This window comes from Allorhizobium undicola ORS 992 = ATCC 700741 (assembly GCF_000621665.1).
Taxonomy (GTDB): domain Bacteria; phylum Pseudomonadota; class Alphaproteobacteria; order Rhizobiales; family Rhizobiaceae; genus Allorhizobium; species Allorhizobium undicola.
Genome location: NZ_JHXQ01000015.1, coordinates 37,085 through 51,766 on the forward strand (window position 1 = coordinate 37,085; position 14,682 = coordinate 51,766).

The window sequence follows — 14,682 nt, forward strand, 5'->3', positions numbered from 1 at the left end:
GTTTGGGCAAATTGCGTCTTTTAAAACAGTTCTCTATGCATCATCGTGCAGTGCACAAGATGATTGCTGTTGATGAGGAGGTCGCAGTGCCCATTTCCAAAATCCTGGTCGCAAACCGATCCGAAATCGCCATCCGCGTATTTCGCGCCGCAAACGAACTGGGGATCAAAACGGTCGCCGTCTGGGCAGAAGAAGACAAGCTTTCGCTGCATCGCTTCAAGGCCGATGAAAGCTACCAGGTCGGACGCGGGCCCCATCTCAAACGCGATCTTGGGCCGATAGAAAGCTATCTTTCCATTCCCGAAATCATCCGTGTCGCCAAACTTTCCGGCGCCGACGCCATTCATCCCGGTTACGGCCTTCTTTCCGAAAGTCCTGAATTCGTCGAGGCCTGCAACGATGCAGGTATCATTTTCATCGGCCCGACCGCCGATACCATGCGTCAGCTTGGCAACAAGGTCGCCGCGCGCAACCTGGCGATTTCCGTCGGCGTTCCGGTGGTTCCGGCAACCGATCCGCTGCCCGATGACGAGGCGGAAATTCACCGCCTTGCGGAAGAAATCGGCTATCCCGTCATGCTGAAGGCCTCGTGGGGCGGCGGCGGGCGCGGAATGCGCGCCATTCGCGATCCCAAGGATCTGATCCGCGAAGTGACGGAAGCCAAGCGCGAAGCCAAGGCCGCCTTCGGCAAGGACGAGGTCTATCTCGAAAAGCTGGTGGAACGCGCCCGCCACGTCGAAAGCCAGGTTCTCGGCGACACGCATGGCAATGTGGTTCATCTTTTCGAGCGCGATTGCTCCATCCAGCGCCGCAACCAGAAGGTCGTGGAACGGGCGCCCGCCCCTTACCTGTCGGAAGCGCAGCGGCAGGAACTGGCCGCCTATTCGCTGAAAATCGCCGCTGCCACCCATTATATCGGCGCAGGCACCGTCGAATATCTGATGGATGCCGACACCGGAAAATTCTACTTCATCGAGGTCAATCCACGCATTCAGGTGGAGCATACCGTTACCGAAGTCGTGACCGGCATCGACATCGTCAAGGCGCAGATTCACATTCTGGAAGGCGCAGCCATCGGCACGCCGGAATCGGGTGTTCCTGCGCAGGAAAACATTCGCCTGAATGGCCATGCCCTGCAATGCCGCATCACCACCGAAGATCCCGAACACAACTTCATTCCGGATTATGGCCGCATCACCGCCTATCGCTCGGCGGCGGGCTTCGGCATCCGTCTGGATGGCGGCACCGCCTATACCGGCGCCATCATCACCCGTTATTACGATCCGTTGCTGGTCAAGGTCACGGCTTCGGGCGGCTCGCCACAGGAAGCGATCAGCCGCATGGACCGGGCGCTGCGGGAATTCCGGATTCGTGGCGTCGCCACCAATCTGACCTTCCTTGAAGCGATCATCGGCCATCCGAGCTTCCGGGACAACACCTACACCACCCGCTTCATCGATACGACACCGGAACTCTTTGCCCAGGTCAAGCGGCAGGACCGCGCCACCAAGCTTTTGACCTATCTGGCGGATGTGTCGGTCAACGGGCATCCGGAGGTGAAGGGCCGGCCCAAGCCTTCCGAAAAGGCGGCAAAGCCGGTTCTGCCCTATATCGAGGCGGAGGTTCCAGCCGGAACCAAGCAGAAGCTGGACGCACTGGGACCCAAGGGCTTTGCCCAATGGATGCGCGGCGAAAGCCGGGTATTGATGACAGATACCACCATGCGGGATGGACACCAGTCGCTGCTGGCCACCCGTATGCGTACCCATGACATTGCCCGTATCGCGCCGATCTATGCGCGCGCCCTGCCCAATCTTTTCTCGCTGGAATGCTGGGGCGGCGCAACCTTCGACGTTTCGATGCGCTTTCTGACGGAAGACCCGTGGGAGCGGCTGGCGCTGGTGCGGGAAGGCGCTCCCAACATTCTTTTGCAAATGCTGCTGCGCGGCGCAAATGGTGTTGGTTACACCAATTATCCCGATAATGTGGTGAAGTATTTCGTGCGGCAGGCCGCCCGTGGCGGCATCGACCTTTTCCGCGTGTTCGACTGCCTGAACTGGGTGGAAAACATGCGCGTCTCCATGGATGCCGTGCAGGAAGAGAACAAGCTCTGCGAAGCCACCATCTGCTATACCGGCGATCTGCTGAACAGCGCGCGTCCGAAATACGACCTGAAATATTACACCGCTCTTGCTGCCGAGCTGGAAAAGGCGGGCGCGCACATCATCGCCGTCAAGGACATGGCCGGCCTTTTGAAGCCCGCCGCTGCGAAGGTTCTGTTCAAGGCGCTGCGCGAGGCAACGGACCTGCCGATCCACTTCCACACGCATGACACCTCCGGCATTGCCGCGGCCACGATTCTTGCCGCCGTGGAAGCGGGGGTGGATGCAGTGGATGCGGCCATGGATGCCTTTTCCGGCAATACCTCGCAGCCCTGCCTTGGCTCCATCGTCGAAGCCCTGTCGGGCACCGATCGCGATCCAGGCCTCGATCCCGAATGGATCCGCCGCATTTCCTTCTATTGGGAAGCGGTACGGGCGCAATATGCCGCCTTCGAAAGCGATCTCAAGGGTCCGGCGTCGGAGGTCTATCTGCATGAAATGCCGGGTGGACAGTTTACCAACCTCAAGGAACAGGCCCGCTCCCTGGGGCTGGAAACCCGCTGGCACGAGGTGGCGCAGGCCTATGCCGATGCCAATCGCATGTTCGGCGATATCGTGAAGGTCACGCCCTCCTCCAAGGTGGTGGGCGACATGGCGCTGATGATGGTGGCGCAGGATCTGACGGTGGCGGATGTGGAGAACCCGGACAAGGACATTGCCTTCCCCGATTCCGTCGTTTCCATGCTGCGCGGCGATCTGGGCCAGCCTCCGGGCGGATGGCCCGACGCCTTGCAGAAAAAGGCGCTCAAGGGTGACAAGCCCTATACGGTGCGACCCGGCTCCCTGCTGAAGGAGGCCGACCTCGACGCCGAGCGCAAGACGATCGAAACGAAGCTGGAACGCCCGGTCAGCGATTTCGAATTCGCCTCTTATCTGATGTATCCCAAGGTCTTCACGGATTTCGCCGTGGCTTCCGAAACCTACGGCCCCGTTTCGGTTCTGCCCACGCCAGCCTATTTCTACGGCATGGCGGATGGCGAGGAACTGTTTGCCGAAATCGAACGCGGCAAGACACTGGTCATCGTCAATCAGGCCGCCAGCGCCCCGGATGCCCAAGGCATGGTCACGGTGTTTTTCGAACTGAACGGCCAGCCACGCCGCATCAAGGTACCGGACCGCGCCCATGGTGCTTCCGGCGCGGCCATACGCCAGAAGGCAGACAGCGGCAATGCGGCCCAGCTTGGGGCGCCGATGCCGGGCGTCATCAGCCGCGTTTTCGTGTCTCCCGGCCAGAGCGTGAAAACCGGTGACGTGCTGCTCTCCATCGAAGCGATGAAGATGGAAACCGCCCTTCATGCCGACCGCGATGCCGTGGTGGCGGAAGTGCTGGTAAAGCCCGCCGACCAGATCGACGCCAAGGATCTGCTGATCGTCTTCCAGGCTTGATTCATTTCCCTCCGGCCAGTTGGCGCTGGCCGGAGCATCCCTGTCATTGCATCGTTTTTGGCAGCTCAGCGGCTGCCGAAAATGGCCGAACCGACCCGCACAGACGTTGCACCAAAGGCAACCGCCGTTTCGTAATCTCCCGACATTCCCATGGAAAGCCGGTCAAGGCCACATTCCGTCGCCAGCTTTTGCAGCAGCGCAAAATGCGGACCGGGGTTTTCCTCTGCGGGCGGGATGCACATCAGGCCTTCGATGGTAAGACCAAGATCGTTGCGGCAAAGCCCAACAAAGGCGAGGGCTTCTTCCGGCGCGATGCCTGCCTTTTGCGGCTCGTTGCCGGTATTGACCTGCACATAAAGCTTTGGATGCCGGCCCTGTTTCAGCATTTCCTCTGAAAGTGCGCGCGCGATCTTTTCACGGTCCACCGTCTCGATCACATCGAACAAGGCCACCGCATCCGCCGCCTTGTTGGATTGCAGCGGCCCGATCAGATGCAGCTCCACACCGTCGAATTCACCCTTGAGATCAGGCCATTTGCCTTGTGCTTCCTGCACGCGGTTCTCGCCGAAAACCCGCTGGCCATGGGCAAGGGCAGGGCGAATGGCTTCTGCATCGAAAGTTTTGGAAACGGCCACGAGCTGCACGCAGCCGGGATCGCGCTTCGCTTCCTCCTCGGCCAGCCGGATTTTTGCCGTAACCTCGTCCAGTCTTTCTTCAATGCTCATGGTCTCACCCGTTCCTTTCGCTTTCTTTTTGCGGCACCGACGTGAAAAGGCAAGCCCCGCAAAGCTTGACGCTTCCTGCTTTTCATGGTGAAGGTCCAGCCTTATCGATAATGCAGCCGGACAAGCATTCCCATGAGCACAGAACGTTATAACCCGCGTGATGCGGAACCTCGCTGGCAGGCAAAGTGGGCCGAAGCCAAGGTTTTCGAAACCGATAACAGCGACCCGCGCGAGAAATATTACGTGCTGGAGATGTTCCCCTATCCCTCGGGGCGCATTCACATGGGTCACGTGCGCAACTACGCCATGGGCGATGTCGTCGCCCGCTATAAACGCGCCCGTGGTTATAATGTTCTGCATCCCATGGGTTGGGACGCCTTCGGTATGCCGGCCGAAAACGCCGCCATGCAAAACAAGGTTCACCCCAAGGATTGGACCTATCAGAACATCGCCACCATGCGCAGCCAGCTCAAATCCATGGGCCTGTCGCTGGACTGGTCACGGGAATTTGCCACTTGCGATGTGGACTATTACCACCGGCAGCAGGCGCTCTTCATCGACATGATGGAAAAGGGCCTCGTCTACCGCAAACAGTCCAAGGTCAACTGGGATCCGGTGGATCAGACGGTGCTGGCCAATGAGCAGGTTATCGATGGCCGTGGCTGGCGTTCCGGCGCGCTGGTGGAGCAGCGCGAGCTGACACAGTGGTTCTTCAAGATCACCGATTTCGCACAGGATCTACTCGACGCGCTGGATACGCTGGACCAGTGGCCTGAAAAAGTGCGCCTGATGCAGAAGAACTGGATAGGCCGCTCGGAAGGCTTGACTGTGCGCTGGGAAGTGGCCGCCGGTGCGCCTTCCGGCTTTGCCGATGTGAAGGTTTACACCACCCGGCCCGATACGCTGTTTGGCGCCTCCTTCCTCGCCATCGCCGCGGACCACCCGCTTGCAAAGGCCGTTTCTGAAGGCGATCAGGCGGTTGCCGAGTTCTGCGATGAATGCCGCCGGGCCGGAACCTCGCTCGCCGCATTGGAAACCGCAGAAAAGAAGGGCATCGATACGGGCGTGAAGGTGCGCCATCCGCTCGATCCCTCCTGGGAACTGCCGGTCTATGTCGCGAATTTCGTGCTGATGGATTACGGCACGGGCGCTATTTTCGGCTGCCCTTCCGGCGACCAGCGCGACCTTGATTTCGCCCGCAAATACGATCTGCCGGTCGTGCCGGTCGTGATGCCGAAGGACGGGGATGCCGCAAGCTTCACCGTCGGTGATACGGCCTATGACGGCGACGGCGTGATGATCAATTCCCGCTTCCTCGATGGCATGACCACTACGGAGGCCTTCGAGGCCGTCGCAACCAAGCTGGCAAGCACCATGCTGGGCGACGAGCCCGTGGGTGAGCGCAAGGTCAATTTCCGGCTGCGTGACTGGGGTATTTCCCGCCAGCGCTATTGGGGCTGCCCTATCCCGGTTATCCACTGCGAAGTCTGCGGTGTCGTGCCGGTACCGAAAAAGGACTTGCCGGTAAAACTGCCTGACGATGTGACCTTCGACGTTCCGGGCAATCCCCTGGACCGCCACGCCACCTGGCGGCACGTCAATTGCCCCTGCTGCGGCAAGCCTGCCCGGCGTGAAACGGACACCATGGATACTTTCGTGGATTCCAGCTGGTATTACACCCGCTTCACCGCACCTTGGGAAGACAATCCCACCGACCCGGCTGTCGCCAATCGCTGGCTGCCGGTCGATCAGTATATTGGCGGGATCGAACACGCGATCCTGCACCTTCTCTATTCGCGCTTCTTCACCCGCGCCATGCGCGAAACCGGCCACGTCAACATGAGCGAGCCCTTCAAGGGCCTGTTCACGCAGGGCATGGTGGTGCATGAAACCTATCGTCTTGGCGAGGGCCTGACGGGCCAGTGGGTTGCGCCTGCCGATATTCGCATCGACGACGTGGATGGGGTCCGCAAGGCCTATCTGCTGACGACCGGCGAGGAAGTGATCATCGGCTCGATCGAGAAGATGTCGAAGTCCAAGAAGAATGTCGTCGATCCTGATGACATTCTGGGTTCCTACGGCGCCGATACCGCCCGCTTCTTCGTGCTGTCCGATTCACCGCCGGATCGTGACGTGATCTGGTCCGAGGCGGGCGTCGAAGGTGCCCATCGTTTTGTCCAGCGCGTATGGCGCCTCGTGTCGGAGGCAGCTGCGACTCTGGCTTCCGTTCCGGCGACTCCGGCTAAGGAAGGTGAGGGCAGGGCTGTTTCGCAAATCGCACACAAGACGCTGGCCGCCGTACAGGCCGATCTTGACAAGCTGGCCTTCAACAAATCCGTGGCCCGCATCTATGAATTCGTGAATGCCCTTGCCAACCCGCTGACGCAGGTTGCGGGCGGCAAAGCGGGTGAATCCTTTACCGCAGCCGTACGCGATGCGACGGAAATTCTTATCCAGATCATTGCCCCGATGACCCCCCACCTCGCCGAGGAATGCTGGGCCGTTCTTGGCAAAGAGGGCATGGTTGCCAAGGCAGCCTGGCCCGCATTCGATCCGGAACTGGTGGCGGAAAACGATGTGACACTGCCGATCCAGATCAATGGCAAGAAACGTGCGGAATTGACAATCAGCCGCGATGCGGATCAGAATGCCGTCCAAGCGGCAGTGCTTGGTCTGGAGGCCGTGCAGGCCATTCTTCAGGGTCAGAACCCGAAGAAAATTATCGTTGTTCCTCAAAGGATTGTGAACATTGTCGTCTGACACCTCCAACCAAAGCCGCCGCGCCTTGCTTCTCGTTTCGCTCGGCCTCGTTACCGCGCTTGCGGGTTGCCAGGTGCGCCCGCTTTACAGCGAAGACAAAAGCACGCGCCGAATGCTGGCATCGATTTCCTTTTCCGCCGCCAAGGACCGCGTAGGGCAGGAAGTGCGCAACCGCCTGATCTTTCTTGCCGCAGGCGGGCAGGGGGAGCCGGCCCATCCGGAATATCTTGTCGATATGAACGTGCAAACACAGTCGCAGGATGTTCTCTATGACAGCAGCGCCGACAAGGCGACCGCAGGTCGCGTGACAGTAAGTGCTGACTATACGCTCAAGAAAGCAACGGACGGCTCGGTCCTGCGCATTGCCCATCGCCAGAGCGTTGCTTTGCTGGATCTTCCCACGCAGGAATTTGCCAAGCTGCGCGCCAAACGTGATGCCGAGGACCGGGCGGCCCACGAACTGGCAGAGCTGATCAGCGCGGACCTCGCAGCCGTACTGGCGAAGTAAACGTCAGCTCCGGTTCCAACGGCGGGGATTTCCAAGGGTGATCCACGCCGCCAATAGCACGCGTGGATGCAGCATCACGACATGCTGTATCCGCCTTGGTCGTCGGGACGCATCATGACTGAAATCAAGTCGCACGAATTCGACGGCTTTCTCCAGAAATCAGCACGGCATTATCGCCTTTTTCTCATTTACGGCCCAGATGTGGGGCTTGTCTCCGAACGTGCCGCAGCCCTTGCAAAGAACACCGGCGTCGATCTCAATGATCCGTTTGCCATTATCAAGCTCGATAGCCATGAGGTTCAGGCAGATCCGGGACGGCTGATCGATGAGATGAATTCTCTCGGACTTTTTGGCGGAGAAAAGCTAATCTGGGTAAAAAACGTTTCCAACGAAAAGGGTATTGCCGACGGATTGAAGATCCTCTCGGAATCAGCTCTTGAGGGAAGCTCTCTAATTCTGGAAGCCGGTGATCTTAAAAAGACCTCGGCCGTTCGCAAAGCCGGTGAGGGCGCTCGCAACATCGCAACGGTGGCGTGCTATCAGGACGATTCACGGGCACTGAACGCACTCGTAGACGCCGAAATGGCGGCTGCCGGGAAGCGCATCACCCCGGATGCCCGCTCTCTCCTTCTCGATTGTCTCGGTGGGGATCGACGGGCATCTCGAAATGAAATCAGCAAGCTCCTGCTCTACTGCATGAATGACGAACTGATCGATGAGGCCCATGTCGCTGCCATCATTGGCGATGCCAGCGCGACCTCCACCGATGAGGCCGTGGATGCCGTTTTAGCGGGTAATCCGGACCAGTTACTGCACGCGGTGCAGAAAATTTCAACGTCCAAGACGCCAATCTTTCTGGTACTTCAGGCCTGCCTGAAGCAGTTCCAGCAATTGGATTTCATGCGTTCCGAGATGGAAGAAAAACGCCAGCAGCCTGCACAGGTTTTGCAAACAGCAGGCCGCAATATTCATTTCAAGCGCAAGCCATTGATCGAAAAATCACTGAGAAACTGGACATCCGACGCCCTTGCTGTCGAGTTGAAACGGCTCCAGGGTGCAATCCTCGCAACCAGAAAACAAGCAAGTCTCGAGGACACGATTGCCCTTCAAACATTGCTGGCCATTACGCTACAAGCAGCCAGACGCGGCAGATAGGAGCACTTCATCCTATATCAAGACAGGAATTTACTCCTGCCTGTTTCTGAGATGGACATTGATGCAAGGAATTACACCGCAGCATCTTCGACACTCGGTGTCAAAAGCGTTTTGAATATCTCAACCACATCAAACCTGTCCAATTTTCGAAATTGAGACAGAATCGAGGGGCAGCAGAAAACTATCGCGCCTCAAGAAGGCGGCAAATTTCCTCTAGCTGCTCCAGCGTTTTGTAATTGATACGCATTTGTCCGCCACCGCCCTTGTGGTTGATGAGGACTTCAAGACCAAGGCGATCCGAAAGCGAGCGCTCGAGAGCAACCGTATCTGAATCTTTCGAAGCAATAACCTTCGGCTGCGATGGCCCGCGAATATCATTCTGAGCCAGCTTTTCGGCCTCACGAACCGACATTCCTTTGGTGACAATCTGGCGCGCCAGCTGCGTTGGATCAGACGTGGAGACAAGCGCGCGCGCGTGGCCGGCTGAGAGGGACCCCTCCGCCAGCATGTCGCGAACCGGGTCAGGCAGCTTCAACAGGCGAAGGCTATTTGCGACATGGCTCCGGCTTTTGCCGATAATCTCGCCGAGATCATTTTGCGTATAACCATAGTCGGCAATCAACTGCTCGTAGCCGAGGGCCTCTTCAAGCGGATTGAGATCGGCTCGCTGTACGTTTTCAACGATCGCCAGTTCGAGAGCGGTGCGGTCATCAACATCACGAACGATGACGGGAATTTCGACAAGGCCCGCAAGTTGCGCCGCCCGCCAGCGGCGCTCTCCAGCAATAATTTCGAATCGGTCCGACTGAATTGTACGAACCACAACAGGCTGAACAATGCCATGCTGACGGATAGACCCGGCAAGTTCTTGCAAAACCGTTTCATCAAAATAGCGGCGAGGGTTGCGCGGGTTTCGACTGACGAACTCAATCGGAACCAGACGGTCGGCGGCGACGGAGGGTTTTTCCTCATTACCAACCGGAACAGGTTGGTCCATCTCTCCAATCAATGCCGCAAGCCCGCGACCCAATCGGCGTTTGGAAACGTCATCGCTCATGAACTTCACCTCACTCGAGCAATTATTGATAATGTACATCCAGGTCCGCAAAGGCGCGGAACCGCCACCGCTTAAGCCGGCCTATACAGTTTACGAATATCTTAAACTATTAGCATAGTTGGAATATTCGAATTTTCCCAAGACCGGGATGCATTTGCGACCACCACAGCCATGTGGTTAGGTTCATGCCCTCTGATGAACCCACCCCGTTCGCTGACATGAAATCAGGCAGCTTTACGCTGGCGTTCGCGTTGGATGACCTCAGAGGCCAGCTGGAGATAGGCCTGGCTTCCCGCGCATTTCAAATCGTAAAGAATCGCAGGCTTGCCGTAAGATGGCGCCTCGGAAACACGCACATTCCTTGGAATAAGAGTGTGGTAAACCTTTTCACCCAAATGCGTTCGGACATCGCTGACCACTTGCTGCGCAAGATTGTTACGAGAGTCGAACATGGTCAGGACGATACCCTGAATGTCGAGCGTTGGATTCACGCTACGCCGAACCTGATTGATCGTCTCAAGAAGCTGGCTCAACCCTTCCAGCGCAAAAAATTCGCATTGAAGCGGAACCAGAATAGAATGCGCGGCCGCCATTGCATTCATCGTCAGCAAATTGAACGACGGAGGGCAGTCAACGAGAACATAGGAGTATGCAAGTCCCTCGCTTGATGCCAAGGCCTTTTTCAGCCTGAAGACGCGATCGCTATGCTGCGCGATTTCCATTTCGAGGCCAAGAAGGTCCAACGTCGAGGGGATAATCGATAGATTGGGCACCGCTGTTTCGAGAACGGTTTCCGCAATAGAGTGGCTGCCGACCAGAAGGTCATAAGATGAGAGTTTCCGGTCACGACGCTCGATACCCAGACCCGTACTCGCATTGCCCTGCGGATCAAGATCAACGATCAGGACGCGCTCACCAATAGCCGCGAGGGCCGTTGCGAGGTTGATGGCGGTCGTGGTTTTCCCGACACCGCCCTTCTGGTTTGCAATTGTAATGATCCGGTTTTTTTCGATAGCCATCGTGACACCCGAGCCCTTAACGGATGCGCGCCAGGCCCTCGATTTCGAGAATGACTGAGTCTGGCTCCAGCACGCTAGGATGTATTACCAGATCGAAGCTCCAACGGCCACGCGCTTTCTTAATTTCCGCGTCGTAATCCCGTCCTTTATGCAAAAGCAATTTAACCTTTTTGTCCGGCTCCACCCACACGAAGCCATATTCGAGCAGCTTATCCAGTTCCGCAAGGGCGCGGGCCGAAATGATCTCGCAACCGGGAACGAGCGCAACCGCCTCCTCAATACGCACTGGATGAACCTTGCCTCGACCACCGGTTTCCAGCAATGCGTTGCGAAGGAAGCCCGCTTTTTTATGGTTGCTTTCAACCAAATCAACCCAGCCATCACCCTGTTCTGCCAGAAGTATAGCTGTGATGATGCCTGGAAATCCGCCGCCACTCCCCAAATCAAGCCAATGCTGCTGTGGCGGCGCCAGTTTGAAGAGCTGCGCGCTATCGATAACATGACGCTGCCACACTTGCTCCAAGGTGGAAGGCGCTGCCAGGTTGATAACCTTAGACCATTTCTGAAAAAGCTGGACGAAGCACTCGAGACGCTCAAAGGTTTCACGTGAAACATTCAGCTGCGTCAGGCTATTGAAACGGTTGATCGACATGGCATCAGACGGCATGGCGTAATTTATCCTTATTCAAATAGGCCACCAGAAGCGACAATGCCGCTGGTGTCATACCATCAATCCGCGATGCTTGCAGCAGATTAGCGGGCCTTGCCTTTATCAGCTTTTGCTTCAACTCATTGGAAAGACCAGACATTCCAGAAAAATCGAAATCCTCCGGAATTGCCTTGTCTTCCTCGCGACGGGTTGCTGCAATTTCAGCATTTTGTCGGTCCATGTAGACGGAATATGAAGCGTGAATTTCCAATGCTTCACGAAGCTTGGGATTTAGTGCTTTAAGCTCAGGCCAGACCCCGGTCAAACGCTCGACCGACATTTCCGGATAAGCCAGCAGTTCCAGCCCCGTGCGGCGCCTTCCATCCTGGTTGATTGTGATATTGTGTAATGCTGCTTCCGGCGGAGTCATCTGTCTTTCAGAGAGCAAGGCGAGGGCATGTTCGAATTCCCTGCGATACTGCTCGAATTTCGCCTTCCTCGCCCCGTTGACCAGTCCCAATTCAATGCCTTTTGGTGTGAGCCGCATATCGGCATTATCAGCCCGTAGCGACAGGCGGAACTCAGCGCGAGATGTAAACATTCGGTATGGCTCAGCGACACCCCGGCTGGTAAGATCGTCAATCATCACACCGATATAGGATTCTGACCGGCTGAAAATGACTTCGTCCTGACCAGCAGCCTTTCGCGCCGCATTCAAACCGGCCACCAGGCCTTGCGCAGCGGCTTCTTCATAGCCAGTCGTCCCGTTGATTTGACCCGCCAGGAATAGACCCGGCAATTTTTTAAGCTCCAGTGTCTGATGCAATTCGCGTGGATCCACATGGTCATATTCGATTGCATAGGCGTGTTGGAGGATCGTCACCTGCTCCAACCCCGGAAGGGTGCGCATGAACTCCTCCTGGACAGACTCGGGCAAAGACGTGGAAATACCGTTAGGGTAGATCGTCGGATCATCCAGTCCTTCAGGTTCCAGAAAAATCTGGTGCCCATCACGGTCTCCAAAGCGCATGATCTTGTCTTCGATGGAAGGGCAATATCGGGGGCCGACACCTTCGATCTGGCCGGAATACATAGCCGACAAATGAATATTGTCGCGAATGATTTGATGGGTTTTATCGGTCGTTCTGGTGATACCGCATTCAATTTGCGGGTTGGCGATCCGGTCGGTCATGAAGGAGAAAGGCACAGGTTCTGCGTCAGCGGCCTGCATATCAAGGCCCGCCCAATCGATCGTCCTTCCATCAAGCCGGGCAGGGGTGCCGGTTTTCAACCGGCCAAGACTGAGACCAAGGCGACCAAGGGTCTCACTCAGACCCATGGAAGGCGCTTCACCAACCCGACCCGCTGGAATTTTCTTTTGGCCTATGTGAATAAGTCCGCGAAGAAACGTGCCCGTGGTCAGGACAACAGTGGCTGCAAAAAGCGATTGGCCGCTGGCAAGGGTCACGCCCGAAAGAACACCGTCGCGCAGGATGAGGTCGAAGGCGTCTCCCTCGATCACTGACAATTTCGGAAACGACTCGATTTCGTGCTGAACCGCAGCCTTATAGAGCTTTCGGTCTGCCTGGGTGCGAGGCCCGCGCACAGCTGGGCCCTTCTTGCGATTCAACAGGCGAAACTGGATGCCACCGGCATCTGCACAGAGACCCATAATGCCGCCCAGAGCATCGACTTCTCGCACCAGATGGCCTTTTCCCAAGCCTCCGATTGCCGGGTTACAGGACATTGTTCCAATGGTTTCGCGCTTATGCGTAACAAGTGCAGTCTCTGCTCCAAGGCGTGCCGCAGCGGCGGCGGCTTCTGCGCCGGCATGGCCACCACCAATGACAATGACATCAAACCGATCTTTGCCCATAAGCGTCTCTCAGCAATTTTCCATTGTGTTTCACGTGAATCATTTTCCGACACAGAACTCCGAAAAGATTTTTCCAAGCAATGTTTCGGTATCGACTCGACCGATCAATCTTTCCAGTGCATCACTTGCGCTGCGAAGAAAATCTGCCCGGACTTCAAGGCCGAGATCTTCCACGAGACTCGCCTCGACGAATTCAGCGGCCGTTTTAAGTTGCTCCACATGCCGCAACCGGCTTGGCACAATGCCTTCGCCAAATTCAAACCGGGAGCGAATCGATTCCAGAATGCGATGCTTCAGCCAGTCGAGGTCAGTCTGATCGGTCGTACAAATGCTCCGCTCGAACCCGGTAAGATCTTTTCTCGACCCAAGATCGCACTTCGTACCGATTTTGATGACAGGCACGGAAGCTGGCAGATCAAGCTCGTCATGATCCGAGGTCATGTCATGAAGGTAGAGTACAAGATCAGCTTCCTGCACCTTGATCAAGGCGCGTCGGATACCCTCTTTTTCAACCACCTCGTCGGTCGAGCGAATTCCTGCCGTGTCATACAGACGAACTACATAACCTTCAAGATCGAGATCGACTTGAAGAATGTCGCGTGTTGTCCCGGCGTAATGGGTGACAATAGCAACTTCGCGCCCGGCAAGACCATTCATCAAACTGGATTTACCGGCGTTGGGTGCACCGGCGATAACCACATGATAGCCATCCCGAATGATCTCGCCCTGTTTTTCACCGGCCACCGCACGCCGCAAAAGCACCAGGAGGTCGCGGAGCTCTGGCCAGATCCGTTGTGACACAGAGCCGGGAATGTCGTCCTCGTCGGCGAAATCAAGTTCCGCCTCGATCATTGCCCGGCAATGCACCAGCTTCTCCCGCCAGCTTGCATAAAGCCTTGTGGCCCCACCCTCCGCCTGCGCAATGGCCTGCCGCCGCTGCATTTCTGTTTCAGAGGCCAGAAGATCCGCCAAACCCTCGATTTCAAGCAGGTCAAGCTTGCCATTTTCGAAAGCGCGGCGTGAGAATTCGCCAGCCTCCGCCAGTCTGCACCCGGCAATGCTCGCCATTTCGGCCAGAAGCGATGCAACGACGGCCCGACTTCCATGGACATGAAATTCGCCGCTATCCTCACCAGTAAAGGAATGCGGCCCTGGGAAGAACAACGCGAGGCCCTGATCGAGCAGAAGTCCGTTGCGGTTTCGAATCGATCTGAAGGCGGCGTATCGCGGCTCCGGCACGGAGCCGCAAAAGCTTTCCAGGAGATGACGAGTGCGCAGACCGGAAAAGCGAATGACAGCAATTCCCGCCGGTAGCGCGCCCGACGAAAGGGCTATGATGGTGTCGTTATCCTGAAATCGCATTCGATCACCGCCTGAATGTAAAA

10 protein-coding genes are annotated in these 14,682 nt (G+C 57.0%); 4 read left to right on the forward strand and 6 right to left on the reverse strand.

Annotation, left to right across the window (positions count from 1 at the left end):
- The first annotated feature begins 86 nt into the window (after positions 1-86).
- Positions 87-3,548 (forward strand): pyruvate carboxylase, encoded by a 3,462-nt coding sequence (pyc, locus tag T424_RS0113495; protein ID WP_027488198.1) that lies wholly within the window; start codon positions 87-89, stop codon positions 3,546-3,548.
- 65 nt (positions 3,549-3,613) lie between these two features.
- Here the strand turns inward: pyc and T424_RS0113500 are convergent, their stop codons facing one another.
- Entirely contained in the window at positions 3,614-4,273 is a 660-nt protein-coding gene (locus T424_RS0113500; protein ID WP_027488199.1) for a YggS family pyridoxal phosphate-dependent enzyme, read from the reverse strand.
- 132 nt (positions 4,274-4,405) lie between these two features.
- Between T424_RS0113500 and leuS the strand changes: the two genes are divergently transcribed.
- From leuS to holA, 3 genes are all read left to right on the forward strand, one after another.
- Positions 4,406-7,033 (forward strand): leucine--tRNA ligase, encoded by a 2,628-nt coding sequence (gene leuS / locus T424_RS0113505; protein ID WP_027488200.1) that lies wholly within the window; start codon positions 4,406-4,408, stop codon positions 7,031-7,033.
- Positions 7,023-7,541, forward strand: coding sequence for an LPS assembly lipoprotein LptE (lptE, locus tag T424_RS0113510; RefSeq protein WP_027488201.1), 519 nt, complete (start codon positions 7,023-7,025; stop codon positions 7,539-7,541). The genes leuS and lptE overlap by 11 nt, the downstream gene beginning before the upstream one ends.
- Positions 7,542-7,655: 114 nt before the next feature.
- Complete coding sequence (gene holA / locus T424_RS0113515) at positions 7,656-8,696, forward strand: DNA polymerase III subunit delta (RefSeq protein WP_027488202.1); 1,041 nt, start codon at positions 7,656-7,658, stop codon at positions 8,694-8,696.
- A gap of 181 nt (positions 8,697-8,877) precedes the next feature.
- On the opposite strand, the gene T424_RS0113520 is transcribed toward holA, so the two are convergent.
- The 5 genes from T424_RS0113520 to mnmE all read right to left on the reverse strand — a co-directional run bounded on the left by T424_RS0113520 (position 8,878) and on the right by mnmE (position 14,659).
- Entirely contained in the window at positions 8,878-9,753 is an 876-nt protein-coding gene (locus T424_RS0113520) for a ParB/RepB/Spo0J family partition protein (protein WP_027488203.1), read from the reverse strand.
- 224 nt (positions 9,754-9,977) lie between these two features.
- Positions 9,978-10,772 carry a ParA family protein gene (locus tag T424_RS0113530; protein ID WP_027488204.1) on the reverse strand — a complete coding sequence of 265 codons (795 nt, stop codon included), beginning with the start codon at positions 10,770-10,772 and terminating at the stop codon, positions 9,978-9,980.
- Between the two features lie 16 nt (positions 10,773-10,788).
- Entirely contained in the window at positions 10,789-11,424 is a 636-nt protein-coding gene (gene rsmG, locus T424_RS0113535; protein WP_037067704.1) for a 16S rRNA (guanine(527)-N(7))-methyltransferase RsmG, read from the reverse strand.
- 4 nt (positions 11,425-11,428) lie between these two features.
- The gene (gene mnmG / locus T424_RS0113540; RefSeq protein ID WP_027488206.1) at positions 11,429-13,297 is read right to left on the reverse strand and encodes a tRNA uridine-5-carboxymethylaminomethyl(34) synthesis enzyme MnmG; all 1,869 of its coding nucleotides are present in this window, start codon (positions 13,295-13,297) and stop codon (positions 11,429-11,431) included.
- 39 nt (positions 13,298-13,336) lie between these two features.
- A complete protein-coding gene (gene mnmE, locus T424_RS0113545) occupies positions 13,337-14,659 on the reverse strand; it encodes a tRNA uridine-5-carboxymethylaminomethyl(34) synthesis GTPase MnmE (protein WP_027488207.1) in 1,323 nt (440 codons plus the stop codon).
- Positions 14,660-14,682 lie beyond the last annotated feature (23 nt).

Excerpts from the sequence above, each read along its gene's own strand:
- T424_RS0113500 (WP_027488199.1), bottom strand. The coding sequence starts at position 4,273 with ATGAGCATTGAAGAAAGACTGGACGAGGTTACGGCAAAAATCCGGCTG.
- leuS (WP_027488200.1), top strand. The coding sequence starts at position 4,406 with ATGAGCACAGAACGTTATAACCCGCGTGATGCGGAACCTCGCTGGCAG.
- holA (WP_027488202.1), top strand. The coding sequence starts at position 7,656 with ATGACTGAAATCAAGTCGCACGAATTCGACGGCTTTCTCCAGAAATCA.
- T424_RS0113520 (WP_027488203.1), bottom strand. The coding sequence starts at position 9,753 with ATGAGCGATGACGTTTCCAAACGCCGATTGGGTCGCGGGCTTGCGGCA.
- T424_RS0113530 (WP_027488204.1), bottom strand. The coding sequence starts at position 10,772 with ATGGCTATCGAAAAAAACCGGATCATTACAATTGCAAACCAGAAGGGC.
- rsmG (WP_037067704.1), bottom strand. The coding sequence starts at position 11,424 with ATGTCGATCAACCGTTTCAATAGCCTGACGCAGCTGAATGTTTCACGT.
- mnmG (WP_027488206.1), bottom strand. The coding sequence starts at position 13,297 with ATGGGCAAAGATCGGTTTGATGTCATTGTCATTGGTGGTGGCCATGCC.
- mnmE (WP_027488207.1), bottom strand. The coding sequence starts at position 14,659 with ATGCGATTTCAGGATAACGACACCATCATAGCCCTTTCGTCGGGCGCG.